This window comes from Leclercia sp. W6 (genome assembly GCF_003336345.1).
Lineage (GTDB): Bacteria > Pseudomonadota > Gammaproteobacteria > Enterobacterales > Enterobacteriaceae > Enterobacter.
The window spans coordinates 3,441,108-3,466,238 of record NZ_CP031104.1; the positions used below are offsets into that span (position 1 = coordinate 3,441,108).

General features: G+C 56.5%; 19 protein-coding genes. 9 read left to right on the top strand and 10 right to left on the bottom strand.

Going from position 1 to position 25,131, the window contains the following annotated elements:
• Nucleotides 1–5: 5 nt before the first annotated feature.
• From DVA43_RS16765 to DVA43_RS16780, 4 genes are all read right to left on the bottom strand, one after another.
• Complete coding sequence (locus tag DVA43_RS16765; RefSeq protein WP_114316194.1) at nt 6–1,625, bottom strand: ABC-F family ATP-binding cassette domain-containing protein; 1,620 nt, start codon at nt 1,623–1,625, stop codon at nt 6–8.
• Between the two features lie 238 nt (nt 1,626–1,863).
• Nucleotides 1,864–3,933 carry a glycine--tRNA ligase subunit beta gene (gene glyS / locus DVA43_RS16770; RefSeq protein ID WP_114316195.1) on the bottom strand — a complete coding sequence of 690 codons (2,070 nt, stop codon included), beginning with the start codon at nt 3,931–3,933 and terminating at the stop codon, nt 1,864–1,866.
• 9 nt (nt 3,934–3,942) lie between these two features.
• The gene (gene glyQ / locus DVA43_RS16775) at nt 3,943–4,854 is read right to left on the bottom strand and encodes a glycine--tRNA ligase subunit alpha (protein WP_003860141.1); all 912 of its coding nucleotides are present in this window, start codon (nt 4,852–4,854) and stop codon (nt 3,943–3,945) included.
• Between the two features lie 159 nt (nt 4,855–5,013).
• Entirely contained in the window at nt 5,014–5,310 is a 297-nt protein-coding gene (locus DVA43_RS16780) for a YsaB family lipoprotein (protein WP_370463904.1), read from the bottom strand.
• A gap of 189 nt (nt 5,311–5,499) precedes the next feature.
• Between DVA43_RS16780 and DVA43_RS16785 the strand changes: the two genes are divergently transcribed.
• Complete coding sequence (locus tag DVA43_RS16785; protein WP_114316197.1) at nt 5,500–6,495, top strand: acyltransferase; 996 nt, start codon at nt 5,500–5,502, stop codon at nt 6,493–6,495.
• A gap of 79 nt (nt 6,496–6,574) precedes the next feature.
• Here the strand turns inward: DVA43_RS16785 and yiaA are convergent, their stop codons facing one another.
• From yiaA to xylA, 3 genes are all read right to left on the bottom strand, one after another.
• Nucleotides 6,575–7,009, bottom strand: coding sequence for an inner membrane protein YiaA (yiaA, locus tag DVA43_RS16790; RefSeq protein ID WP_103824353.1), 435 nt, complete (start codon nt 7,007–7,009; stop codon nt 6,575–6,577).
• A gap of 189 nt (nt 7,010–7,198) precedes the next feature.
• Nucleotides 7,199–8,653, bottom strand: coding sequence for a xylulokinase (gene xylB, locus DVA43_RS16795; RefSeq protein WP_114316198.1), 1,455 nt, complete (start codon nt 8,651–8,653; stop codon nt 7,199–7,201).
• 101 nt (nt 8,654–8,754) lie between these two features.
• Nucleotides 8,755–10,077: a xylose isomerase gene (xylA, locus tag DVA43_RS16800; RefSeq protein ID WP_114316199.1), complete on the bottom strand. Its 1,323-nt coding sequence runs from the start codon at nt 10,075–10,077 to the stop codon at nt 8,755–8,757.
• Between the two features lie 370 nt (nt 10,078–10,447).
• Between xylA and xylF the strand changes: the two genes are divergently transcribed.
• The 4 genes from xylF (at nt 10,448) to xylR (ending at nt 15,433) form a co-directional block, all read left to right on the top strand.
• Complete coding sequence (xylF, locus tag DVA43_RS16810) at nt 10,448–11,440, top strand: D-xylose ABC transporter substrate-binding protein (RefSeq protein ID WP_103177768.1); 993 nt, start codon at nt 10,448–10,450, stop codon at nt 11,438–11,440.
• A 71-nt stretch (nt 11,441–11,511) separates the two neighbouring features.
• Entirely contained in the window at nt 11,512–13,053 is a 1,542-nt protein-coding gene (locus tag DVA43_RS16815) for a xylose ABC transporter ATP-binding protein (protein ID WP_114316200.1), read from the top strand.
• On the top strand, nt 13,031–14,212 hold the full coding sequence (xylH, locus tag DVA43_RS16820; protein ID WP_114316201.1) for a xylose ABC transporter permease XylH: 1,182 nt from the start codon (nt 13,031–13,033) through the stop codon (nt 14,210–14,212). The genes DVA43_RS16815 and xylH overlap by 23 nt, the downstream gene beginning before the upstream one ends.
• Before the next feature lie 42 nt (nt 14,213–14,254).
• Nucleotides 14,255–15,433 (top strand): D-xylose utilization transcriptional activator XylR, encoded by a 1,179-nt coding sequence (gene xylR, locus DVA43_RS16825; RefSeq protein WP_103177765.1) that lies wholly within the window; start codon nt 14,255–14,257, stop codon nt 15,431–15,433.
• Nucleotides 15,434–15,472: 39 nt separating this feature from the next.
• On the opposite strand, the gene DVA43_RS16830 is transcribed toward xylR, so the two are convergent.
• The gene (locus DVA43_RS16830; protein ID WP_114316202.1) at nt 15,473–16,300 is read right to left on the bottom strand and encodes a protein bax; all 828 of its coding nucleotides are present in this window, start codon (nt 16,298–16,300) and stop codon (nt 15,473–15,475) included.
• A 313-nt stretch (nt 16,301–16,613) separates the two neighbouring features.
• On the opposite strand from DVA43_RS16830, the gene DVA43_RS16840 reads away from it, so the two are divergent.
• Together DVA43_RS16840 and avtA are read left to right on the top strand one after the other, a co-directional pair.
• Nucleotides 16,614–18,644, top strand: a complete 2,031-nt coding sequence (locus DVA43_RS16840) for an alpha-amylase (protein ID WP_114316203.1) — start codon at nt 16,614–16,616, stop codon at nt 18,642–18,644.
• A gap of 172 nt (nt 18,645–18,816) precedes the next feature.
• Nucleotides 18,817–20,073 (top strand): valine--pyruvate transaminase, encoded by a 1,257-nt coding sequence (avtA, locus tag DVA43_RS16845; RefSeq protein WP_114316204.1) that lies wholly within the window; start codon nt 18,817–18,819, stop codon nt 20,071–20,073.
• 4 nt (nt 20,074–20,077) lie between these two features.
• Here avtA and DVA43_RS16850 read toward each other — a convergent pair whose 3' ends face one another.
• Both DVA43_RS16850 and DVA43_RS16855 read right to left on the bottom strand, forming a co-directional pair.
• Nucleotides 20,078–20,548, bottom strand: coding sequence for a 4Fe-4S dicluster domain-containing protein (locus tag DVA43_RS16850; protein ID WP_103824345.1), 471 nt, complete (start codon nt 20,546–20,548; stop codon nt 20,078–20,080).
• A 125-nt stretch (nt 20,549–20,673) separates the two neighbouring features.
• Complete coding sequence (locus tag DVA43_RS16855) at nt 20,674–21,492, bottom strand: helix-turn-helix domain-containing protein (RefSeq protein ID WP_114316205.1); 819 nt, start codon at nt 21,490–21,492, stop codon at nt 20,674–20,676.
• 226 nt (nt 21,493–21,718) lie between these two features.
• Between DVA43_RS16855 and DVA43_RS16860 the strand changes: the two genes are divergently transcribed.
• Together DVA43_RS16860 and DVA43_RS16865 are read left to right on the top strand one after the other, a co-directional pair.
• Nucleotides 21,719–23,119, top strand: coding sequence for an MFS transporter (locus DVA43_RS16860; protein ID WP_114316206.1), 1,401 nt, complete (start codon nt 21,719–21,721; stop codon nt 23,117–23,119).
• Nucleotides 23,120–23,129: 10 nt separating this feature from the next.
• Nucleotides 23,130–25,097, top strand: coding sequence for a glycoside hydrolase family 127 protein (locus tag DVA43_RS16865; protein ID WP_114316207.1), 1,968 nt, complete (start codon nt 23,130–23,132; stop codon nt 25,095–25,097).
• The last annotated feature ends 34 nt before the right edge of the window (nt 25,098–25,131 follow it).

A 25,131-nucleotide genomic window follows, 5' to 3' on the forward strand; every position in this document is an offset into this window, starting at 1 on the left:
TTTTATTACCGCCTTTCACCGCGCCACTCCCCTTCCAGCCATGCCAGTTCATGGGTCAGCTTCAGACCATCCAGAAAAGCGTCGTCATGCGATACCACCAGTAGTGCGCCTGTAAAGCCAGCCAGCGCCGCCTCGATAGCACGTGTCGAAGCCAGATCCAGATGGTTAGTCGGTTCATCGAGCAGCAGAAGCTGCGTCGCCTCTTCCCGCCACAGCACACAGGCCAGCGCCGCTTTTAAGCGTTCGCCGCCGCTGAGCGCTGAAAGCGGGAGCGTCACCCGATCGGCGCCCAGCTGCAGCTGGGCCAGACGGCTGCGCAGTATCCCCTCTTCCAGCGGCGTGTTATGCAAATTGAGGTGGGAGATAACGGATTGCGACAAATCCAGCTGCGATAAGTGCTGATCGAGATACGCCACCGTGACCGACGTCCGGCAATGCCCCGAAACAGGCAGGCACTGGCCGAGGATGGCTTTCAGCAAGGTGGATTTCCCGCAGCCATTCGGCCCCCGCAACGCCACCCGCATCGGCCCATCCATGCGCCAGTTAAGCGGCGCCATCGTGACGTGCGGCAGCACCAGATCCTCCAGCACCAGCACCTGTTTCCCCTCCGCAATCTGGCTGCCTGGCAGGGTAAACATCACCGGATTTTCCTCTTCCACCCGCTCCCGCGCCTGATTGACCGCCGCGTTCATCGCATCCTGTTGCTCATGATGCTGTTTGCGCCACGCGCCCGGACGCTCCTTTGCTGCCCCTTTATACTTAACGCGCTCAAACGAGGCGATATTAAGACTATCCACCGTGCGCAGGGTTTTCGCTGACCGGCGCAGGCTGTCGTCATGCTCCTTTTGCAGACGGGCGCGGGTGCGTTTGCGCTCGGTGGTTGCATGCTCCAGTGCCGCGCGGGCGGCCTGCTGCTCCGCATTCCGCTGGCGCTGATAGTCCGCGTAATTGCCACCGTAGCTGTGTAACCCCGACGCGCTGAGTTCCAGTATGCGCGGCACCTGTGCCAGCAGCTCACGATCGTGTGAAGCGACCAGCACGCAACCGGCATGCCGGGCAAGTTGCTCGTAAAACCACGCCCGCCCCTGCCTGTCGAGGTGGTTGGTGGGTTCGTCCAGTAGCAGAGAGTCCGCATTCGCCGTAAATGCGCCGCACAGCAGAGCGCGAACCCGCTCGCCCCCGCTCAGTTCAGCGGCCAGCCTGTTGGGATCAAACGGCGCAAGCCCGGCGCCGATAAACGCCTCGCTCAGTCGTTCCGTTAAATCCCAGTAACCGTCGAGACGCTCCAGATCCTCAGGCAGATAATCACCACTGTCGATACGCTCGCGGGCTGCGAAAAGATTTTCATAGCCAAGCAGCTGGGCCAGCGTGGTGTGGGGAGAAATATCGTGCTGTTGCGCCACATAGCTGTGCGTGCCGAAACGCTCGATATGGCCGCTGGCAGGCACGTCCAGCCCGGCCAGCAGGCGCAGGAGACGGGTCTTGCCGCTGCCGTTACGACCAACCAGTGCGCACAGCGAGGGCTCCAGCGAGAGATTCAGCGGGCCAAAAAGGGTATCGCCTGTCGGAAACTGACAGATGACCTGATGCAAAATAAAAGAAGGGGATTGCGCAAAATGAGCCATAAGCACTCCTGAATGAAATCAAAACATCCCCTGCCGACGCGGTGGCGTTTAGCAAGGATCGAAATTCATCAGTCGTGTTTGTTCATTTTGGGGGGCGCTCCAGAGGGAGAAAAGTAACCGAAGAAAGGATAGCCGGTTTTTGTTCAGGGTTTCAAGGTTAAATTTTCAACGGCACGCCATAAAAAAACCCGCCGAAGCGGGTTTTTTAGCAAGCGTAGCGCCGCCGGGCAAAAGCCCCTTACTGCAGCAGAGAAATATCCGCCACGCGCAGGAACAGCTCGCGCAGTTTTTCGAGCATGGTCAGGCGGTTGATACGCAGATCTTTATCCTCTACGTTCACCATCACTTTCTCGAAGAAGGCGTCGATAACGTCGCGCAGTTCAGCCAGTTCCACCAGCGCTTCCTGGTAGCGACCTTCCGCGAAGGCCGGCTCCAGCTTGTCGCGCAGCACCACAACCTGCATCGCAAGGGCGATTTCTTCCGGCTCTTTCAGCGTCGCGGCGTTTACGCGCTCGTTCAGCTTTTCATCGGACTTCGCCAGGATGTTGGAGACACGCTTGTTGGCCGCAGCCAGCGCCGATGCCGCTTCCAGAGTACGGAAGTGGGAGACCGCCTTCATACGGGCATCGAAATCGGCCGGACGGGTTGGACGACGCGACAGCACTGCCTGAATAGTGTCCACGCTGTAGCCTTCGTCCTGATACCAGGCGCGGAAACGGCCCAGCATAAAGTCGATAACCTCATCCACCACGTTGGCGTTGGTCAGCTTGTCGCCGTACAGACGCACCGCTTCTTCCGTCAGGGTCTGCAGATCGAGGTTGAGGTTCTTCTCAACGATGATGCGCAGCACGCCCAGCGCAGCACGACGCAGCGCGAACGGGTCTTTATCCCCTTTCGGATGCTGACCGATACCGAAGATACCCGCCAGGGTGTCCATCTTGTCGGCAATCGCCACGGCACAGGCTACCGGGTTGGACGGCAGATCGTCACCGGCAAAGCGCGGCTGATACTGCTCGTTCAGGGCCACGGCCACATCTTCCGCTTCGCCATCGTGACGCGCGTAGTGCATGCCCATCACGCCCTGGGTGTCGGTAAATTCAAACACCATGTTGGTCATCAGGTCGCACTTGGAGAGCAGACCGGCGCGGGTAGCGTGATTAACGTCCGCACCGATTTCACGGGCGATCCAGCCGGCCAGCTCTGCGATACGGTCGGTCTTGTCGCGCAGGGTACCCAACTGCTGCTGGAACAGCACGGTTTGCAGGCGCGGAAGGTGATCTTCCAGACGCTTTTTACGGTCGGTATTGAAGAAGAACTCCGCATCCGCCAGACGCGGGCGCACCACTTTCTCGTTACCGGAGATGATCTGCACCGGATCTTTCGATTCGATGTTCGCCACGAAGATGAAGTTTGGCAGCAGCTTGCCGTCGTTGGCATAGACCGGGAAGTACTTCTGGTCGCCCTTCATGGTGTGAACCAGCGCTTCTGCCGGAACCGCGAGGAATTTCTCTTCGAACTTCGCGGTCAGCACAACCGGCCATTCTACCAGGGAGGTCACTTCTTCCAGCAGGCTGTCGCTCAGATCGGCTTTACCGCCAATCTGGCGGGCCGCTTCTTCCGCATCGGCTTTAATTTTGGCTTTACGCTGTTCGTAGTCAGCAATGACTTTACCGCGTTCCAGCAGGATTTCAGGGTACTGATCGGCGTTGTCGATGGTGAACTCCGGCTCGCCCATAAAGCGGTGGCCGCGGATCACGCGATCGGACGCAACACCCAGAATGGTGGCAGGAATCACGGTATCACCCAGCAGCAGGGTCACGGTGTGAACCGGACGCACGAAGTGCACGTCGCTTGCACCCCAGCGCATCAGTTTTGGAATTGGCAGCTTCGCCAGCGAGGTGGCAATCATGTTTGGCAGCAGCGCTTCTGCGCTCTCGCCTTTCACGTGGGCGCGATAGAGCAGCCATTCGCCTTTGTCGGTGGTCAGACGCTCGGCCTGGTCAACGGTGATGCCGCAACCACGCGCCCAGCCTTCTGCTGCTTTGCTCGGTTTGCCTTCGGCGTCGAACGCCTGGGCAATCGCCGGGCCGCGCTTTTCAACTTCGCGATCGGGCTGAGACGCCGCCAGGTTAGCCACTTTCAGCGCCAGACGACGCGGAGCAGCAAACCACTCAATTTTACCGTGCGCCAGGCCAGCGTTATCCAGCTCAGCAGTCACGTTCGCAGCGAAAGATTCAGCCAGGCTGCGCAGGGCTTTTGGTGGCAGCTCTTCGGTGCCAATTTCCACCAGGAAAGTTTTCTCAGACATGGCCGCCTCTTATTTGTTTCGGTTGCACATCGGGAAGCCAAGGGCTTCACGGGACGCATAGTAAGCTTCTGCAACGGCTTTGGTCAGGGTACGAATACGCAGAATGTAGCGCTGACGTTCAGTCACGGAGATCGCTTTACGGGCGTCCAGCAGGTTGAAGCTGTGGGCGGCCTTCAGAATACGCTCGTAGGCAGGCAGCGGCAGCGGAGTCTCCAGCGCCAGCAGCTGCTGGGCTTCTTTCTCGTACTGCTCGAAGCAGGTGAACAGGAAGTCCACGTCCGCGTATTCAAAGTTATAGGTGGATTGTTCCACTTCGTTCTGATGGAACACGTCGCCGTAGGTGGTTTTACCCAGCGGGCCGTCGCTCCAGACCAGGTCGTAAACGCTGTCTACGCCCTGAATATACATGGCCAGACGTTCCAGACCGTAGGTGATTTCACCGGTGATCGGTTTACATTCCAGACCGCCAACCTGCTGGAAGTAGGTGAACTGCGTCACTTCCATTCCGTTCAGCCACACTTCCCAACCCAGACCCCAGGCACCCAGCGTTGGGTTTTCCCAGTTATCTTCCACGAAACGAATGTCATGAATGGTCGGATCCATACCCAGCTCTTTCAGCGACCCGAGATACAGTTCCTGAATGTTGTCTGGCGATGGCTTAATCACCACCTGGAACTGATAGTAATGCTGTAAACGGTTCGGGTTTTCACCGTAGCGACCATCGGTCGGGCGGCGGGATGGCTGTACATAGGCGGTAGCCATCGGCTCTGGCCCCAGTGCACGCAGGCTGGTCATCGGGTGTGAAGTGCCGGCGCCCACTTCCATGTCCAAAGGTTGAACAATGGTGCAGCCCTGGCGAGCCCAGTAATCCTGTAAGGTCAGGATCAGGCCCTGGAAGGTCTTAGTATCAAACTTTTGCATAGTATTTCGTGCTGGATACGTGTGGTTTTAAATGGAAGGGTTCAGTATACCCGCTGAGTGCAAGATATACAGTACGAAACGGGGTTGTTTAGGGAAAATTGGGAAATAAGCATAGCTGACAGCACCCTGCAGGCGCAGCCAGCGTATTAAGCGGCTATCTCAACGCATCGAAAGGTGTAAAAAATGGCCATCTGCGTCAAAAGAACAGATGAAACTCTCATTGCGGGCAGTGAAGCCCTGCATCTCATAGCTGCCCTGAAACTGCTCAAAGGCGGTGACGTCGATTTTTTGCGCGCCGGTATTATAGCGCTGGGCCGCCCGATCCTTACACAGCTGTTCCATATCCAGGGAACGCTCCGGGCTGACCTTTTGGGTTTGCGCTTTTTGCGCCGGGGAGGTCTCCTGAGCCGCGCAGCTGGCCAGTAGCGCGGGTAGCAAAAGCCATATCGCACGCATCATCATTTATATTACCGCCCTCTGCTGTGGCTGTTATTTTTAAACTCTAAACTTTATAGATTATGGCCCGGCATTCTGCGAATCTCACCGCCCCGGCACAAGCAGGACGATGCAAACTCAGAATTTTCCAACGAGCGTCTGAATCAATATCACAGTCAGACTCTTTTTAATGTTTAAACAGAGGGATGGATGCAGAAAAAAATTAACTGGATTGATAATTTGCGGGGAATCGCCTGTTTGATGGTGGTGATGATCCATACCACCACCTGGTATATCACCAACGCCCCCGCCGTCAGTCTTATAAACTGGGATGTCGCCAACGTGCTCAACTCCGCCTCGCGGGTGAGCGTGCCGCTCTTTTTCATGATCTCCGGCTATCTCTTTTTTGGCGAACGCAGCGCGCAACCGCGCCACTTTTTACGCATCGGTCTGTGCCTGCTGTTTTACAGCACCGTGGCGTTCCTCTATATCGTGCTCTTTACCTCGATCAACAGCGAGCTGTCGCTGAAATACCTGCTGCAAAAGCCGGTCTTCTATCACCTGTGGTTTTTCTTCGCCATTATCGTGATTTATCTGCTCTCCCCGCTGGTGCAGGTGAAAAGCACGAGCGGCAAAATGCTGTTGGCGCTGATGGTCGTGATTGGCATCGTGGCGAACCCCAATACGGTCTCGCAAAAAATGGGCGGGTTTGAATGGCTGCCCATCAATCTCTATATCAACGGCGACACCTTCTATTACGTGCTATACGGCATGCTGGGCCGCGCCCTGGGAATGATGGATACCCGCAAACGCTGGCTGAATGCCCTTTGTGCCGCCCTGTTTATTGCCGCGGTGGCGATAATCTCCCGCGGTACGCTGCATGAGCTGCAGTGGCGCGGCACTTTCGCCGATACCTGGTATCTTTACTGCGGCCCGATGGTCTTTATCTGCGCGGTTTCGTTATTTACCCTGGTGAAAAACACGCTCCATGCGCGCCCCCTGCCGCTGCTGGGGTTAATTTCACGGAACTCGCTTGGGATCTACGGTTTTCACGCGCTGGTGATCCACGCCCTGCGCACGCGAGGTGTGGAGTTAAAGAGCTGGCCGCTGCTGGATATCGTCTGGATCTTCTCCATAACGGTGGCGGTCAGTCTGTTGCTGTCGATGCTACTGCAGCGCATTGATACGCGCAGGTTTGTGAGCTGAGTGATGCTTGTTTGCCTGGCGGCGCTTCGCTTGCACGGGCCTACAAGGCTGTGCAAACGAAACGCCACCGGGCGCTTTTTCAGACGATCTCTTTCTGTTCTGCGATCGTATCAGACGAAGTGTGCGCCGCACTGTCCCGCACGTTTTTTTGCACTGCCACCGCACCAAATAAGCTTAAGAAGAACGCTAGACCATAAAAGCCCTTCTCACTTAGCAACAGAGTGGCATTCCACAAACCCACCACTAAAAGCGCGACGGCGATAATAAATGCCGTCAGGCACGTCATATAGTAGAGCGACGTCGTCGGGATCCCTTCATATTTGTCACGAACGGTTTTCTGATAAGAGGCTGCAGAAAACAAGCCCAGGATAATGACCGCAAAGTAATATCCTTTCTCATTGAGCTGCATATCCGCATTCCATAAACCAACCAGATAGCTAATGATCCCACCAAGAAGGGCAAGCCAGGATACGGCATTAAAAGCAGGGGAGCTATTCGTCACGTCTCTTTCCATTTTCACGTAAACCTCACCAGGGAACTAAACGAGGCATTATGGATGAAGTCTTGCGATCCACTGTAATGAAGGGCACGGAGAAGTATGAATTCGGAAAAAAACCATACAAATAAATAATTATTTAGAATCAATCATTTAAAATATAGCGATTGCAGGCCGGGTTAGGCGAAGCCGCCACCCGGCGCTGTTTCACGACATCAGTGGCAGAAGCTGCTGATAGATTTTGCGGAACACGTCGCGACGCCCGGCATAGCGGGCATGACGATCGGGGTCCGGGGTGTGCTGCTGTTCAAGCGCCAGCTGTGGCAACAGCGACGCCAGCGGCTTGCCCGGATTCATTGCAATTTGCGCCAGCCGCGCCGCACCCAGCGCAGGCCCGACATCCCCACCGGTACGGTAATCGAGCTGCTGTCCGCTGATATCCGCCAGCATCTGGCGCCAGTAAGGGCTACGTGCTCCCCCGCCAATCAGCGTAATGCTGGTCGGTTTGAGTCCGCACTCATGCACCACATCCATCCCATCGGCCAGCGCATAGCCCACCCCTTCCAGCACCGCACGCGCCAGTTCAGCCGGGCCGTGTTGATGGGTTAAGCCAAAGAACACCCCTTTCGCCTGGGGGTTGTTATGCGGCGTGCGCTCGCCGGACAGATAGGGCAGGAACCAGACGGTATCGGCGTTTTCATCCGCCTGCTGCGCGGCATCGAGCAGAGCCGGCACGCTCTCTAATCCGGTCAGTTTCGCCGCCCAGTCCAGACAGGAGGCCGCACTGAGCATTACCGACATCAGATGCCATTTTCCGGGCAGCGCATGGCAGAAACTGTGCACTGCGCTGTCAGGATTACTGCGATAGCCGTCGCTCACGGCGAAGTAAACGCCGGAGGTGCCCAGCGACAGCATCGCCTGCCCGGCATCGGCCATGCCGACGCCAACCGCGCCGGCGGCGTTATCCCCGCCCCCCGCCACGACCGGAACAGCCGGCATATTCCACTGCTGCGCCACCGACGGCAGCAGCGTGCCCGTCTGCTCACAGCCTTCAAACAGCGCAGGCATATGGTCGCGGGTGAGATGGCAGGCTTCGAGCATCGTCTCGCTCCAGTCACGCTTTGCCACGTCGAGCCACATAGTGCCAGCGGCATCAGACATATCGCTGGCGTACTCTCCGGTCATGCGCAACCGCAGATAATCTTTCGGCAGCAGTACCTTCGCCACCTGGCTAAAAATTTCGGGTTCATGGCGCTGCACCCACAGCAGTTTCGGGGCGGTAAAGCCCGGCATCATCAGGTTGCCGGTGATCTCCCGCGAGGCCGGGACACGCTCTTCCAGCAGGGCGCACTCTTCACCGCAGCGGCCATCGTTCCATAAAATCGCCGGGCGCAAAACGCGGTTATCCTTATCCAGCAGCGTGGCGCCATGCATCTGTCCGGCAATGCCCAGCGCTTTTACCTCGCGCAGAGAGTGTTGCTCGCCAAGCGCTTTCAGGGCGCGATCCGTGGCCAGCCACCAGGCTTCAGGATCCTGTTCAGACCAGAGCGGGTGTGGCCGTGAAACGTGCAGTTTTTCTGTTTGCGTTGCTAGCACGTCGCCCTGTTCATTTAACAGAATGGCTTTCACACCCGATGTGCCAAGATCGATCCCGATATACATTGCGGTGACTCCTTTAACAGAAATGCCCGGACGCTTGCAGCGGTTCCGGGCCTGGGCTAACCGTAAGCCGGGCTAGCGTCGCGCTGCCCAGCAATACCCGGTTACTTATCAAACAGATAATGATTCACCAGATTTTCCAGCAATTCCTGATGACCGCTCTGGTGCTGCGGTGCCAGGTTATGCTGTTCAGCGTACTTCGCCAGTTCGGTCAGTGATAACTGGCCTTTCAAAATTTGCTGACCCAGCTCACTGTTCCAGCCGCCATAACGTTTCGCCACGCGCTTATCCAGCTCACCATCTTCAATCATGCGGGCAGCCACTTTCAACGACAGCGCCATGGTATCCATCGCCCCGATATGGCCATAGAAGAGATCGTATTTATCGGTGCTCTGACGGCGCACTTTGGCGTCAAAGTTCAGGCCGCCGGTGGTGAAGCCACCCGCTTTGATAATTTCGTACATCACCAGCGCGTTTTCTTCCACGCTGACCGGGAACTGGTCGGTATCCCAGCCGAGCTGCGGATCGCCGCGGTTGGCATCTACGGAGCCGAAAATGCCCAGCGCGATAGCGGAGGCGATCTCGTGATGGAACGAGTGACCCGCCAGCGTCGCGTGGTTGGCTTCGATATTCACCTTGATCTCTTTTTCCAGTCCGAACTGCTTCAGGAAGCCGTAGACCGTCGCCACGTCGTAGTCGTACTGATGCTTGGTCGGCTCCTGCGGTTTTGGCTCAATCAGCAGCGTACCCTGGAAGCCGATTTTGTGTTTATGCTCGACCACCATCTGCATGAAGCGGCCAATCTGCTCGCGCTCCTGACGTAAGTCGGTATTGAGCAGCGTTTCGTAGCCTTCACGCCCGCCCCACAGCACATAATTTTCACCGCCCAGCTTATGGGTAGCATTCATTGCCGTCACCACCTGCGTGGCCGCCCAGCTAAAGACTTCCGGGTCCGGGTTGGTGGCAGCACCTGCGCCATAGCGCGGATGGGTAAAGCAGTTGGCGGTGCCCCACAGCAGCTTCACGCCGCTCTGCTGCTGTTTTTCGGCCAGCACATCGACCATCTGCGCAAAGTTATTCAGATACTCTTTCAGCGATGCGCCTTCCGGTGAAACGTCCACATCGTGGAAGCAGTAATAAGGGACATTCAGCTTGTGGAAGAACTCAAAGGCGACATCCGCTTTGCGTTTTGCCAGCTCCAGCGCTTCGCCTGGCTGCTGCCACGGACGATCGAATGAGCCCACGCCAAACATATCGGCACCGTTCCAGCAGAAGGTGTGCCAGTAGCAGGCAGCAAAACGCAGGTGATCTTCCATGCGCTTACCCAGCACCAGCTCGTCCGGGTTGTAATGACGAAACGCTAAAGGATTTGAGGATTTCGGACCTTCATAACGAACGCGATCGAGTTGATCGAAATAAGCTTGCATAGTGAGCTCCATAATCAGGGATACAGCAAAGAGTTGATACTGGAGTAATACTGAATAGGGATCGCAGGTTGCTCAATTACGTTATTTCACACTGCTATTGAGAGAATGCACAAACGTGCGCTGGCTCGCAAAATCAATTTGCAGACAAACAAATTTCACAGCACAAATTCCATAATCACGTGTAATTAAGAGCTTATAGAATTTAAAATTCGATCGCGGTCATAAATTCGAAAATAAACCAAATATCATAACGAGAAGATAAAAATCTGTAATTGCCAGCCTGCCATTCCCCGTTAAGAATTTGCTACGTCTCTTGCAATGATTGTTTCTTTTATCTCAGCAACCTAACCCTACAAAAGGCAATACAATTATGAAGATAAAGAACCTGTGCCTCACTCTTTGTGCATCGCTGCTGCTGGCGAGTACGGCGAGTCATGCAAAAGAAGTCAAAATCGGCATGGCGATTGATGACCTCCGTCTGGAGCGCTGGCAAAAAGATCGCGATATTTTTGTCAATAAGGCAGAAGCATTAGGTGCGAAAGTTTTCGTCCAGTCTGCCAATGGCAATGAAGAAACGCAAATGTCGCAAATCGAAAATATGATAAACCGCGGCGTCGATGTGCTGGTTATTATTCCTTATAACGGTCAGGTTTTAAGTAACGTGGTAAAAGAAGCCAAGCGCGAAGGGATTAAAGTGCTGGCCTACGACCGCATGATTAATAATGCGGACATTGATTATTATATTTCCTTCGACAATGAAAAGGTCGGCGAATTACAGGCGCAAAGCCTGGTCGCCAAAGTCCCACAAGGCAATTACTTCCTGATGGGCGGCTCCCCGGTGGACAACAACGCCAAACTCTTCCGCGCCGGGCAGATGAAGGTGCTGAAGCCCTATATTGATGAAGGCAAAATCAAGATCGTTGGCGATCAGTGGGCGGACGGCTGGTTACCTGAAAACGCGTTAAAAATTATGGAAAACGCCCTCACCGCCAATAATAACAAAATCGATGCCGTGGTGGCCTCTAACGATGCGACCGCAGGCGGCGCGATTCAGGCACTCAGCGCCCAAGGTCTGGCCGGAAAAGTGGCGATCTCCGGGCAGGATGCGGACCTTGCCGGGGTGAAACGTATTGTGGCAGGTACCCAGACCATGACGGTATATAAGCCGATCACCGAGCTTGCCACCACCGCCGCAGAAATTGCCGTTGAGCTCGGCAATGGCCAACAGCCTAAAGCGGATGCCAGCTTAAACAACGGCCTGAAAGATGTGCCTTCCCGACTGCTTACCCCTATCGAAGTCAATAAAGAGAACATTGACGCCACCGTTGTGAAAGACGGTTTCCATAAAAAGAGCGAACTGTAATCCATCATCGCCCCCGGCTTGCGGGGGCACATCGACTTGTACTGTTTTCCTTCGGGTCATGTGGAGCAGTTATGTCTTATTTACTTGAAATGAAAAGTATCACCAAAGCGTTTGGCGCGGTGAAGGCCGTCGACAACGTCAGCCTGCGCTTAAACCCCGGCGAGATCATGTCGTTATGCGGCGAAAATGGCTCGGGCAAATCCACCTTAATGAAGGTTCTGTGCGGCATCTATCCTCACGGCAGCTACGAGGGTGAAATTGTCTTTTCCGGCGAAACGCTGCAGGCCACACACATCCGCGACACCGAGCGCAAAGGGATCGCCATCATTCACCAGGAGCTGGCGCTGGTGAAGCATCTGACCGTGCTGGAAAATATCTTCCTCGGCGCCGAGATAACCCGCCACGGCGTCCTGGATTACGACACCATGACCTTGCGCTGCGAAAAGCTGCTGGCGCAGGTCAGTCTGACGATCTCCCCCGACACCCGGGTGGGTGATTTAGGTCTGGGACAGCAACAACTCGTGGAGATCGCCAAGGCCCTGAACAAACAGGTGCGTCTGCTGATCCTCGATGAACCAACAGCATCGCTGACGGAACAGGAAACCGCGGTATTGCTGGACATCATTCGTGACCTGCAAAACCACGGGATTGCCTGCATTTATATTTCCCACAAGCTCAACGAAGTGAAAGCCATTTCGGATACGGTCTGCGTAATTCGCGACGGGCAGCATATCGGCACCCGGGAAGCGCAGGGGATGAGCGAGGACGACATCATTACCATGATGGTGGGCCGTGAGCTCACCGCGCTCTATCCAAACGAACCCCACACCCTCGGGGAAGAGGTGCTGCGCGTGGAGCACCTTACCGCCTGGCATCCGGTGAATCGCCATATTAAACGGGTCAATGACGTCTCTTTTTCGCTGCATCGCGGTGAGATCCTGGGGGTGGCCGGGCTGGTTGGCGCCGGGCGCACCGAGGCCGTGCAGTGTCTGTTCGGCGTCTGGCCTGGCCGCTGGGAGGGCAGCATCTTTATTGATGGGCAGCAGGTAGAGATCAAAAACTGTCAGCAGGCCATCGCCCACGGCATCGCGATGGTGCCGGAAGATCGCAAAAAAGATGGCATCGTACCGGTGATGGCGGTGGGCAAAAATATCACCCTTGCCGCGTTAGATCAGTTCAGCGGCACGCTGAGCAGCCTGGATGATGCCGCGGAACAGCACTGCATTCTTCACTCTTTACAGCAGCTGAAAGTCAAAACTTCCTCCCCGGAGTTGGCGATTGGCCGCCTGAGCGGGGGCAATCAGCAGAAGGCGATCCTCGCCCGCTGCCTGTTGCTCAACCCGCGCATCCTGATCCTCGATGAACCCACCCGCGGAATTGATATCGGTGCGAAATATGAAATCTACAAGCTGATCAACCAGCTGGTTCAGCAGGGTATCGCCGTGATTGTGATCTCCTCGGAGCTTCCCGAAGTGCTGGGTCTGAGTGACCGGGTACTGGTGATGCACGAAGGAAAACTGAAAGCCAACCTGATAAACCAGAACCTGACGCAGGAACAGGTGATGGAAGCCGCACTAAGGAGCGAACGCCATGTCGAAAAGCAACCCCTCTGAGTTAAAAGCCACGGCACCCGCACCGGGTCTGTTTTCCGGGCTAAAAGCGCTCAACCTGCAGGTGTTTGTCATGATTGCCGCTATCGTGGCGATCATGCTGTTCTTCACCTGGACGACTGACGGCTCGTACCTCAGCGCCCGTAACGTCTCCAACCTGCTGCGCCAGACCGCCATTACCGGCATTCTGGCGGTGGGGATGGTGTTTGTGATTATCTCCGCGGAAATCGACCTCTCCGTGGGTTCGATGATGGGCCGGCTGGGGGGCGTGGCGGCAATTTTCGACGTCTGGCTGGGCTGGCCACTGCCGCTCACTATCGTGGTCACCCTGCTGCTCGGCTTGCTGCTCGGCACCTGGAACGGCTGGTGGGTGGCCTACCGCAAAGTACCGTCATTTATCGTCACGCTGGCGGGAATGCTGGCCTTCCGTGGCATTCTGATTGGCATCACCAACGGCACCACCGTCTCCCCCACCAGCGCCTCCATGTCGCAGATTGGGCAGAGCTATCTCTCCGGCGGAGTGGGTTTTACCCTCGGCGCGATTGGCCTGATGGCGTTTGTTGCCTGGCAATGGCGCGGCAGAATGCGCCGTCAGACGTTAGGGTTAGCCACAACGCCTTCCACCTCTGTCGTTGGGCGTCAGGCGCTGACGGCGGTGATCGTGCTGGGGGCAATCTGGCTGCTGAACGACTATCGTGGCGTCCCGACGCCGGTGCTGATACTGGTTCTGTTATTACTGGCAGGCATGTTTATGGCAACCCGCACCGCCTTTGGTCGGCGTATTTATGCCATCGGCGGCAACCTTGAGGCCGCACGTCTGTCAGGTATTAATGTTGAACGCACCAAACTTGCCGTCTTTGCCATTAATGGCCTGATGGTTGCCGTAGCGGGCCTGATCTTAAGCTCGCGTCTGGGTGCGGGCTCGCCGTCTGCCGGGAATATTGCCGAACTCGATGCCATCGCCGCCTGTGTCATCGGCGGAACAAGTCTTGCCGGAGGTGTTGGTAGCGTCGCAGGGGCAGTTATGGGGGCATTTATTATGGCGTCGCTGGATAACGGAATGAGTATGATGGACGTCCCGACATTCTGGCAGTATATCGTCAAGGGTGCCATTTTATTGCTGGCGGTATGGATGGATTCCGCTACCAAACGGCGCGCCTGAGGATGCCTTTTCATCTGTCACTGATACTGGAAAAATAGCGCCATGTTTGAGAAGCGTCACCGCATTACGTTGTTATTCAATGCCAACAAAGCTTATGACCGTCAGGTCGTCGAGGGCGTTGGGGAATATTTGCAGGCGTCGCAATCCGAGTGGGATATTTTCATCGAAGAAGATTTCCGCACGCGAATCGAAAATATCAAAGACTGGCTGGGCGACGGCGTCATCGCGGATTTTGACGACGCCGTTATCCAGCAACTGCTGGTCGATGTCGATGTGCCCATCGTCGGCGTCGGCGGCTCTTATCACCAGCCGGAACACTACCCTGCCGTTCACTATATCGCCACCGACAATCACGCTCTGGTAGAGAGCGCGTTTCTCCATCTCAAAGAAAAAGGGGTTCACCGCTTCGCCTTTTATGGCCTGCCCACCTCCAGCGGAAAACGTTGGGCGGCGGAACGGGAATACGCATTCTGTCAGCTGGTCGCAAAGGAGAAATATCGCGGCGTGGTTTATCAGGGGCTGGAAACGGCCCCGGAAAACTGGCAGCACGCGCAGAACCGTCTCGCCGACTGGCTGCAAACCCTGCCGCCGCAGACCGGCATTATCGCCGTGACCGATGCCCGCGCCCGGCACGTGCTGCAGGTGTGCGAACATCTGCATATTCCGGTGCCGGAAAAGCTGTGCGTCATCGGGATCGATAATGAAGAGCTCACCCGCTACCTGTCACGCGTGGCGCTGTCGTCCGTGGCGCAGGGAACACGTCAGATGGGCTATCAGGCGGCCAAGCTGCTGCACCGGCTGCTGGATAACGAAAATCTTCCCCTGCAACGTCTGCTGGTGCCACCGGTTCGTGTGGTGGAGCGACGCTCAACGGATTACCGCTCGCTGAACGATCCGGCCGTCATTCAGGCCATGCACTACATTCGTAACCACGCCTGCAAAGGCATCAAAGTGGATCAGGTGCTGGATGCGGTAGGGATTTCGCGTTCAAATCTGGAGAAGCGCTTTAAAGAAGAGGTGGGCGAGACGATCCATGCGGTTATCCATGCGGAAAAACTGGAGAAAGCCCGAAGCCTGCTGATTTCGACCTCGCTCTCCATTAATGAGATTTCGCAGATGTGCGGTTATCCGTCGTTGCAGTATTTCTATTCGGTCTTTAAAAAAGAGTATGACACCACGCCGAAAGAGTATCGCGATCGCTACAGTGAAGTACTGATATAAATAAAAAAGGCCTTCCGGATGGAAGGCCTTTTTTTAAGATTACATATGAGCGGCAATTAAGCGCTGGTTATCCTGGTACATCGCAAACAGATAGTTGTTATAGCGTTGGCCCTGGGTTGAGTAACCTTTCAGCTTGTGGATCATATTGCTCGCCGTCACTTCCTGGTCTGCTTTACGCAGCTGCGCGCGCGACTTACGGAAGGATTTATAGGCCGGATGCGTGTTCAGGTTAACAACATACGCATTCACGGAATCTTTTACCGATTCAAACTGCGAGTAACCTTTCACTTTGCCCGGCGCATTAGTACAACGACCCTTCGCACATTTCATGCCGAACAGGTTGTTATTGTTACGGGCCAGCTTAGAGGTACCCCAGCCACTTTCGGCTGCTGCCATCGTTGCGACCATGCTGCCTGGGATGATATCCACACGCTCAAGCAAGGTGTTCCACGGTACACGACGTGTGTTCCCGTTCCAGCTCACTTTATAGTTTTTGGCTATCTCTTTCAGGCGCGCACGCTCGGACGGCGACCAGCGGCTGTCGTACTGCTTGGAAATAAGCCAGTTACGATCCGCCGTAATCGCGGCATTTTGACTTGTGATGTAAGGCATTACCGTCCGGAGAAACGCTTTTTTCCTTGGTGTTCCGGAAGGGTATTTTCGCAAATCAGGAAGTGAACTACTCTTTGCACTATTGCGAGAATACTCTTGTTTACTGCTAACCTTACTACTTGTTGTCGTCTTTATGACGTGGGCTTTCTTACTCGTTGTATCCGTGTGCGTCTTTGCAAGCACCCCACCAGAAAATGCCGTGGTGAGTAACATGAGTATCGCAGCCCCATATCGTCGAATGGGAGTCGATATCATTAGGTCTCCTGGTCGGATAGAAACATTCCAACACCTTATTTTTTTCGAAAATTGAGAGGCGAATCTCAAATCCTAGCAAAAATAGACGAGAAGAGCATCCTTAGAAATAGTCCAAATCCGAAACCCTGTCACCTGGAATCTGCGCGTTTCAGCATCATTTTCGCGAAAACGTGCTCAATATCGCAGTTAAACAGCGTACTTAGCGTGAGATCACTCACCCTCTTTGCTCCTCCCTGCGCGATAGCGCCAGGGGATGAGTTTGCCCACTAAAATAGATGGCAAACTGAGCAAAATGCTGTGACAGGAAAATGGTATGAAACGTTCTGCTCTTGCTCTTCTGTTCTTGCCTGCACTGGCCAGCGCCGACTGGTCCGCCCCCGGCTTTCCGGCCTTTACCGCTGAAGGATCGGGCGTCTTCACGGCACAGGCAAAGCTGACGAAGGGTACCCGCCCGCTAACGTTGAGTTTTGACAAGGCGTGCTGGCAACCCACTAACGCCATAAAACTCAACGAGATGATGTCACTGAAGCCGTGCGAAGGCGATCCGGCGCAGTGGCGCGTCTTCCGCGACGGGGATTATCAGGCACGAATTGATACCCGCTCCGGCACGCCAACGCTGATGTTGACCGTTGCCAGCGCCAGCGAACAGGCGGTGGCATCGGTAGTGCGCCAGTGTCCCAAATGGGACGGCAAACCGTTGACGCTCGATGTCAGCAATACCTTCCCGGAAGGGAGCGTGGTGCGTGATTTTTACAGCAAACAGACCGCGACGGTGCAGCAGGGTAAAATTACCCTGCAACCCGCACCGGGGAGCAACGGCCTGCTGTTACTTGAGCGGGCAGAAACGGAGAAGCCCGCCCCGTTCAGTTGGCAAAACGCCACCGTCTATTTTGTTCTCACCGACCGGTTTGAGAATGGCGATCCGGCCAATGACAACAGCTACGGGCGCCATAAAGATGGCATGCAGGAGATAGGCACCTTCCACGGCGGCGACCTGAAAGGGCTCACCAGCAAACTGGATTATCTGCAACAGCTCGGCGTTAACGCCCTGTGGATCAGCTCCCCGCTGGAGCAGATCCACGGCTGGGTCGGCGGCGGAACGAAAGGCGATTTCCCCCATTACGCCTATCACGGCTATTACACCCAGGACTGGACCCGGCTCGATGCCAACATGGGTACGGAGGATGATTTACGTCAGCTGGTGGATGAAGCCCATCGCCGGGGGATCCGCATCCTCTTTGACGTGGTGATGAACCACACCGGTTACGCGACGCTGGCCGATATGCAGGAGTACCAGTTCGGCTCGCTCTATCTGCAGGGGGAAGAGCTGAAGAAAACCCTGGGCGAACGCTGGACCGACTGGAAACCGGGCACCGGACAGAGCTGGCACAGCTTTAATGACTACATCAACTTCAGCGATAAAGCGGGCTGGGAAAACTGGTGGGGCAAGAAGTGGGTACGTACCGACATTGGTGACTACGACAACCCCGGCTTCGACGATCTGACCATGTCGCTGGCCTTCCTGCCGGACCTGAAAACGGAATCGACCACTCCATCAGGCTTACCGAATTTTTATCGCCACAAGCCCGACACCCGGGCGAAGGCCATTGACGGTTACACGCCCCGGGATTACCTCACCCACTGGCTGAGTCAGTGGGTGCGTGAATACGGTATCGACGGTTTCCGGGTCGATACCGCCAAGCACGTTGAGCTGGCGGGCTGGCAGCAATTGAAAGATCAGGCCAGCGATGCCCTTAAAGCATGGAAAGCGGCCAACCCGGAGAAAAAACTCGACGATGCCCCGTTCTGGATCACCGGTGAATCCTGGGGACACGGGGTGATGCAGAGCGATTATTACCGTCACGGCTTCGATGCGATGATCAATTTTGATTACCAGGAGCAGGCAGCCAAAGCGGTAGATTGCCTGGCCGACATCGACCTGACCTGGCAGCAGATGGCGGAAAAGCTGCAGAGCTTTAACGTCCTGAGCTATCTCTCCTCCCATGACACCCGTCTGTTCCGCGAGGGTGACCAGCGTGCGGCAGAGCTGCTGTTGCTGGCGCCGGGCAGCGTGCAGATCTTTTATGGCGATGAATCTGCAAGACCGTTCGGCCCGACGGGTTCCGATCCTTTACAGGGCACGCGCTCGGACATGAACTGGCAGGATATCAGCGGCGCGCAGGCTGCAACCGTCGCCCACTGGCAGCGGCTCGGGCAGTTCCGCGCCCGCCATCCAGCGATCGGTGAAGGCAGACAAACCACGTTAACCTTGCCTCAGGGCTACGGCTTTGTACGCGAGCATCAGGGCGACAAGGTAATGGTGGTGTGGGCGGGCAATCGCTGATCGGCAGGGGCAAAATCCCTCTCCCACGGGAGAGGGAAGCAGGATAACTTGCTGCCTGATGGCAAACTAACAACATAAAGTCACACATCTTCGTTTCGACGCTGATTTGCACCTGCGCAGTTGTAGCGTTATGGTGAGCCACACTTAGAACACGCTCGACAGATCACCTGCTATGACTTTTTCACTTTTCGGCGACAAATTCACCCGCCATTCAGGCATCACCCGCCTGATGGAGGATCTCAACGACGGGCTGCGCACACCGGGCGCCATCATGCTCGGCGGCGGTAACCCGGCACAAATCCCCGAGATGAACGCCTATTTTCAGACGCTCCTCGCAGACATGCTGGAAAATGGCAAAGCCAGAGATGCGCTGTGCAATTACGACGGCCCGCAGGGCAAAACCGAGCTGCTCGCTGCCCTCGCGGAGATGCTGCGCGACACCCTCGGCTGGGAGATTGATCCACAGAACATTGCTCTGACAAACGGCAGCCAGAGCGCGTTTTTCTACTTATTTAACCTCTTCGCGGGACGACGTGCCGACGGCACCACCAAAAAAGTGCTGTTCCCGCTGACGCCGGAGTACATCGGTTATGCCGACTCCGGCCTTGAGGACGATCTTTTCGTCGCCGCGCGCCCGAACATCGAGCTACTGCCGGAAGGCCAGTTCAAATATCACGTCGATTTTGAGCATCTGCATATTGGCGAAGAGACCGGGATGATCTGCGTCTCGCGCCCCACCAACCCGACCGGCAACGTCATCACCGATGAAGAGCTGATTAAGCTGGATGCGCTGGCGAACCAGCATGACATTCCGCTGGTGATTGATAACGCCTACGGGGTGCCCTTCCCGGGCATTATCTTCAGCGAAGCGCGTCCGCTGTGGAACCCGAACATTGTCCTGTGCATGAGCCTCTCCAAGCTGGGTCTGCCGGGTAGCCGCTGCGGGATTATCATCGCCAATGAGAAAATCATCACCGCCATCACCAACATGAACGGCATCATCAGCCTCTCCCCTGGCGGGATCGGCCCGGCAATGATGTGCGAGATGATTAAGCGCAACGATCTGCTGCGCCTGTCCAACGAGGTGATTAAGCCCTTCTATTATCAGCGCGTACACGAGACCATTGCGACTATCCGCCGCTATCTCCCGGAAGAGCGCTGTCTGATCCACAAACCCGAAGGGGCAATTTTCCTCTGGCTGTGGTTTAAGGATCTACCGATCACCACCGAGCTGCTCTATCAGCGTCTGAAAAAGCGCGGAGTACTGATGGTGCCGGGGGATTACTTCTTCCCGGGGCTGGACAAGCCGTGGCCGCATACCCACCAGTGCATGCGCATGAACTATGTCCCGGACCCGGAAAAAATCGAAGCGGGCGTGAAGATCCTCGCCGAGGAGATCGACCTCGCCTGGCGGGAAAACGGTCAGTAAGGATTTATGCCAGATAACGCAGCCGTTCGGCACGTAATCTGGCAGGATCAACGCAACTTAACGCGCGGGTTGGACAGGCCTCCACGCAGGCGGGTCCACCTTCGCGGTGCGCGCAACGGTCGCACTTCAGCGCCTGCACCGCTTCCGCCTCTCCCGTCACCTGCATCGCCCCGAACGGGCAGGCAATCATGCAGCTTTTACAGCCGATACAGCGCTGTTGCTCCACCCGCCAGACCCCCTGCTCACGCTGGATCGCCTGCGTCGGGCAGACGTTGGCGCAGGGGGCATCTTCACACTGGTGGCAGGTGACCGCCGTAGTGAACGTCCCGCCTTTCACCACCCGGATGCGGGAGGTAAAGGTCTTTGCCGTCACAGCGGCACAATTCTGGTTCTCCTGGTGCGAGACCACGCAGGCCACTTCGCAGGTGCGACAGCCAATACATTTCGCCGGGTCCGCAACAATAAACGGGTTCATCGCCTGCTCCATCCTTGTTGAAAAAGTCAGGTTGCCAGAGTGTTCAGGGCACGCGCTTTGATCAGACCGGGCAAAAAGTCACTTTTGTGCGCCCTGCCGCGAATACTGGCCATTTGCCACAGCGCTCAGGCGGAATTGATGTGCTCCTTGCAGTAGCGGCGCTTCCAGACGCCGGGCGTTAACCCGGTATGCTTACGAAAAATTTGCCGGAAATATCCGGTGTCGTTAAACCCGCAGCGCACCGCCACCTCCTTGAGCGACACGGCATCATTAAGCAGTAACTTCTCCGCGGCCCGGACGCGCTGACGGTGGATAGCCTCGGTGAGCGTCAGATGAAAGACCCGACGAAACACCCGCCCCAGATAATCGGCGTTGCAGTGCAGCTCCCGGGCAAGCTGCGACGTGGAGAGCGGCCGGTGAAACTGCGTGCTGATCAGCTGCCGCGCCTTCCACGCCAGGCTGACGCCCGCTTCGTCCGGGGCGAGCTCCTGCCCGGGCATGACTGAGAGCTGTTGCAGGATCAGCAGCAGAATAAATTCCAGCGCCGGGCTGCGCTGAAGCTTCTCCTGTTCGGTCAGAAATTGCCGGAACAGGGCAATCATCGCCTGCGGATCGCCGGTTTTGCCGTGCTGCTGCACCGACAGCAGCGTGCTCAGGGATGACGGCGCGGCCTGCTCGTCAACTTCAAAATGCAGCCAGTAAAAGCGTAAATCGGCAGGAAAATCTTCAATCCCCTTGTGTCGGCGGTGGGGCCAGAGGAGCAGACTTTCTCCGGCATGGACCTCAAACAGCGTCGTATCCTCCTGGATCGTTAATGTCCCCTTTTCCACAAAGATGACCTCCCAGGAGTCGAGCCTGCGCGCCGGATGTCGCCCGACGCCCCGGGAGATAAAATAGCCGCCATTCTGCACTCTGATCGGAAGCGCTATGGATAATTCGAGCATGGTTATTCAATTTCTCGCTATTTATTAGCAGATTCTTTCTCTTTATCACTGATTATTAACAGCTATTTGTTATTCGTCCCGATCAAAATCACATTTTACGAACAAGGTCGGAATCCTCACCTTTTTATACTTTTCCCTTCCCTTGTTGCCCCCAGGGAACAGTGCAAAATTAGTCAGGTACTCTGCAAAACAACATAAAAAATCCAATAACCCGAGGAGTTACCTCATGACTTCCACCCCGATTACACAGACAGAGATCGCCCAGCAGGCCATCAACGATCGCCTGACGGTGCGAGAAAAAATAGGCTACGGCCTGGGTGATGCCGGCGGCACGGTGATCACCTGTTTGATCATGAACTTTCTCACTTTTTTCTATACCGATGTCTTTGGCTTAACCCCGGCGCTGGTCGGCACGCTGTTTATCGCCCTGCGCATCTTCGACGCCATATCCGACCCGGTGATGGGGATCATCGCCGACCGTACCCAGAGCCGCTGGGGACGCTTTCGCCCCTGGCAACTGTGGGTCGCCCTGCCGATTGGCATTATCGGCGTCCTGACCTTCACCGTGCCGGACGCGGGCATGGGGGTCAAAATCGCCTGGGCCTTCGGCACCTATCTGCTGCTCTCGGTGGGCTATACCGCCATCAACGTGCCCTATTGCGCGCTGATCAACACCATGACCACCCGCCACAGCGAAGTGCTCTCCTGCCAGTCATGGCGTTTTGTGCTGTGCGGCGTGGCCGGTTTTCTGGTCTCCGTTGGCCTGCCGTGGCTGGTTGAACTTCTCGGCCAGGGCAACGTGGCGCAGGGATATCAGTTCGGCGTGGGTGTGCTGTGCGCCATTGCGGTGGTGATGTTCCTGTGCTGCTTCTTCTGGGTTCGCGAGCGCGTACCGCTGGCGATGATGGGAAAATTTACCCTTAAGGAGCATCTCGCCGGTCTGCGTAACAACGACCAACTGCTGCTGATGCTGGTGATGTCTTTCCTGCTGATTAACATCTTCAACATTCGTGGCGGCGGCTACATGTATTTCATCACTTACGTGCTGGAAGGGAGCACCGCCTACACCTCGCTCTTCTTCACGATGGTGACCTTTGCCTCTATTCTGGGCGCGGTGATCGTTAACCTGCTGTCGCGTCGCAGCGACACCGTCAAACTCTACTACTACACCAACCTGGTGCTGGCAGCCCTGGCGGTGGGGATGTGGTTCCTGCCCGGCGGCCCGGCTTACCAGACTCTGTGGCTGGTGGTCATTCTGGCGAACGGCGTGATCCTCGGCTTTACCCTGCCGCTGCACTTCGCGCTGATGGCCTTTGCCGACGACTACGGCGAGTGGAAAACTCGCGTACGCTCCTCCGGCATGAACTTCGCCTTTAACCTCTTTTTCATCAAGCTGGCCTGGGCTTCCAGCGCCGGGATCATCAGCCTGGTGTTTATTTTCGTCGCCTACCAGCCGGGCGCGGGCAACCAGACGCCCGCCTCATTACAGGGCATTACCGCCATGGAGACCCTGCTGCCCGCCCTTTTTCATCTGCTGCTGGCGCTGGCGATCCGCAAGTGCCGACTCAATAACCCGATGATGACGCGCATTGCCACCGACCTGCGCCAGCGTCACGCTCACGCCTGAGGAGAACATGATGTCCATAATGGAACCCGACCTGCATAAACTGAAAATCAGCGACCCGTTTCTGGGTCAGTATCAACAGCTGGTGCGCGATGTGGTCATCCCCTACCAGTGGGATGCCCTGAACGATCGCATTGAGGAGGCGGAACCGAGCCATGCCATCAGCAACTTTCGCATCGCGGCGGGTCAGCAAAATGGTGAATTCTACGGAATGGTCTTTCAGGACAGCGACGTGGCGAAATGGCTCGAGGCGGTCGCCTGGTCGCTGTGCCAGAAGCCCGACGCGGAGCTGGAAAAAACCGCCGATGAGGTGATTGAACTGGTAGCCGCCGCTCAGTGCGACGATGGCTATCTCAATACCTGGTTCACGGTGAAAGCGCCGGAGGAGCGCTGGACAAACCTGGCGGAGTGCCACGAGCTTTACTGCGCCGGGCATATGATTGAAGCGGGCGTGGCCTGGTTTCAGGGCACCGGCAAACGCCGTCTGCTGGAGGTGGTCTGTAAGCTGGCCGACCATATCGACAGCGTCTTTGGTCCGGGCGAGCAGCAGCTACATGGCTATCCCGGCCACCCGGAGATCGAGCTGGCGCTGATGCGCCTGTTTGATGTCACCCAGGAGCCGCGCTACCTGGCGCTGGCGAAATATTTCGTCGAAGCGCGTGGCACCCAGCCGCACTACTACGACATCGAATATGAAAAGCGCGGCAAAACCTCGTACTGGAACACCTACGGCCCGGCGTGGATGGTGCAGGATAAAGCCTACAGCCAGGCGCATCAGCCGCTGGCGGAACAGCAAACCGCCATCGGCCATGCGGTGCGGTTCGTCTATCTGATGACCGGCGTCGCGCACCTGGCCCGTCTGAGCCAGGACGAGAGTAAACGCCAGGACTGCCTGCGCCTGTGGAACAACATGGCCCAGCGCCAGCTCTATATCACCGGCGGGATTGGTTCCCAGAGCAGCGGCGAAGCCTTCAGCAGCGATTACGATCTGCCAAACGACACCGTCTATGCCGAGAGCTGCGCCTCCATCGGCCTGATGATGTTTGCCCGTCGCATGCTGGAAATGGAAGCCAACAGCCAGTACGCCGACGTGATGGAGCGGGCGCTGTACAACACCGTGCTTGGCGGCATGGCGCTGGACGGAAAACACTTCTTCTACGTCAACCCGCTGGAAGTGCATCCGAAGACGCTGAAATTTAACCATATCTACGATCACGTGAAGCCGGTTCGCCAGCGCTGGTTCGGCTGCGCCTGCTGCCCGCCGAACATCGCCCGCGTTCTGGCCTCGATTGGTCACTACATTTATACCGTTCGCGACGATGCCCTCTTTATCAACCTCTACATCGGCAACAGCATGGCTTTCCCGGTGGGTGAGCAGGAGTTGCAGCTGCGGATCAGCGGCAACTACCCGTGGCAGGAGCAGGTCGTCATTGAGATCGCCTCCTCGGTGGACGTCGACTATACCCTGGCCTTACGTGTGCCGGACTGGTGCGACAACCCACAGCTCACGCTGAATGGCAAACCCATCACGGGTGAGATGCGTCAGGGCTATATCTACCTGACCCGCCGCTGGCAGAAAGGCGATAAGCTGGTGTTAACCCTGCCGATGCCGGTCCGCCGGGTTTACGGTAATCCGCAGGTGCGCCAGCAGGCCGGAAAAGTGGCTTTGCAGCGCGGACCACTGGTCTACTGTCTTGAAGAGGCGGATAACGGCGCGGGGCTGCACAACCTTACCCTGCCAGCCGACAGCGAATTCAGGCTCGTTGAAGGCAAAGGGATTTTTGCCCATAAGATACTGATCCAGACGCAAGGGTATGCCCGCCACGCCGCGGACGCTGAACACCAACCGCTGTGGCAGTACGATCGTGCCCCCACCACGCAACAGGCGCAGACGCTGACCTTTATTCCGTGGTTTAGCTGGGCGAACCGCGGCGAAGGGGAGATGCGGATCTGGGTGGATGAGGCGAACGCCGCACGCTAAAGCCGGAAAACAGAATCAGCCCTCATCTCTGAGG

Bases quoted from the DNA above. Each gene is read 5' to 3' on its own strand.
- DVA43_RS16765 (WP_114316194.1), bottom strand. From the start codon at position 1,625: ATGGCTCATTTTGCGCAATCCCCTTCTTTTATTTTGCATCAGGTCATC.
- glyS (WP_114316195.1), bottom strand. From the start codon at position 3,933: ATGTCTGAGAAAACTTTCCTGGTGGAAATTGGCACCGAAGAGCTGCCA.
- glyQ (WP_003860141.1), bottom strand. From the start codon at position 4,854: ATGCAAAAGTTTGATACTAAGACCTTCCAGGGCCTGATCCTGACCTTA.
- DVA43_RS16780 (WP_370463904.1), bottom strand. From the start codon at position 5,310: ATGCGTGCGATATGGCTTTTGCTACCCGCGCTACTGGCCAGCTGCGCG.
- DVA43_RS16785 (WP_114316197.1), top strand. From the start codon at position 5,500: ATGCAGAAAAAAATTAACTGGATTGATAATTTGCGGGGAATCGCCTGT.
- yiaA (WP_103824353.1), bottom strand. From the start codon at position 7,009: ATGGAAAGAGACGTGACGAATAGCTCCCCTGCTTTTAATGCCGTATCC.
- xylB (WP_114316198.1), bottom strand. From the start codon at position 8,653: ATGTATATCGGGATCGATCTTGGCACATCGGGTGTGAAAGCCATTCTG.
- xylA (WP_114316199.1), bottom strand. From the start codon at position 10,077: ATGCAAGCTTATTTCGATCAACTCGATCGCGTTCGTTATGAAGGTCCG.
- xylF (WP_103177768.1), top strand. From the start codon at position 10,448: ATGAAGATAAAGAACCTGTGCCTCACTCTTTGTGCATCGCTGCTGCTG.
- DVA43_RS16815 (WP_114316200.1), top strand. From the start codon at position 11,512: ATGTCTTATTTACTTGAAATGAAAAGTATCACCAAAGCGTTTGGCGCG.
- xylH (WP_114316201.1), top strand. From the start codon at position 13,031: ATGTCGAAAAGCAACCCCTCTGAGTTAAAAGCCACGGCACCCGCACCG.
- xylR (WP_103177765.1), top strand. From the start codon at position 14,255: ATGTTTGAGAAGCGTCACCGCATTACGTTGTTATTCAATGCCAACAAA.
- DVA43_RS16830 (WP_114316202.1), bottom strand. From the start codon at position 16,300: ATGATATCGACTCCCATTCGACGATATGGGGCTGCGATACTCATGTTA.
- DVA43_RS16840 (WP_114316203.1), top strand. From the start codon at position 16,614: ATGAAACGTTCTGCTCTTGCTCTTCTGTTCTTGCCTGCACTGGCCAGC.
- avtA (WP_114316204.1), top strand. From the start codon at position 18,817: ATGACTTTTTCACTTTTCGGCGACAAATTCACCCGCCATTCAGGCATC.
- DVA43_RS16850 (WP_103824345.1), bottom strand. From the start codon at position 20,548: ATGAACCCGTTTATTGTTGCGGACCCGGCGAAATGTATTGGCTGTCGC.
- DVA43_RS16855 (WP_114316205.1), bottom strand. From the start codon at position 21,492: ATGCTCGAATTATCCATAGCGCTTCCGATCAGAGTGCAGAATGGCGGC.
- DVA43_RS16860 (WP_114316206.1), top strand. From the start codon at position 21,719: ATGACTTCCACCCCGATTACACAGACAGAGATCGCCCAGCAGGCCATC.
- DVA43_RS16865 (WP_114316207.1), top strand. From the start codon at position 23,130: ATGTCCATAATGGAACCCGACCTGCATAAACTGAAAATCAGCGACCCG.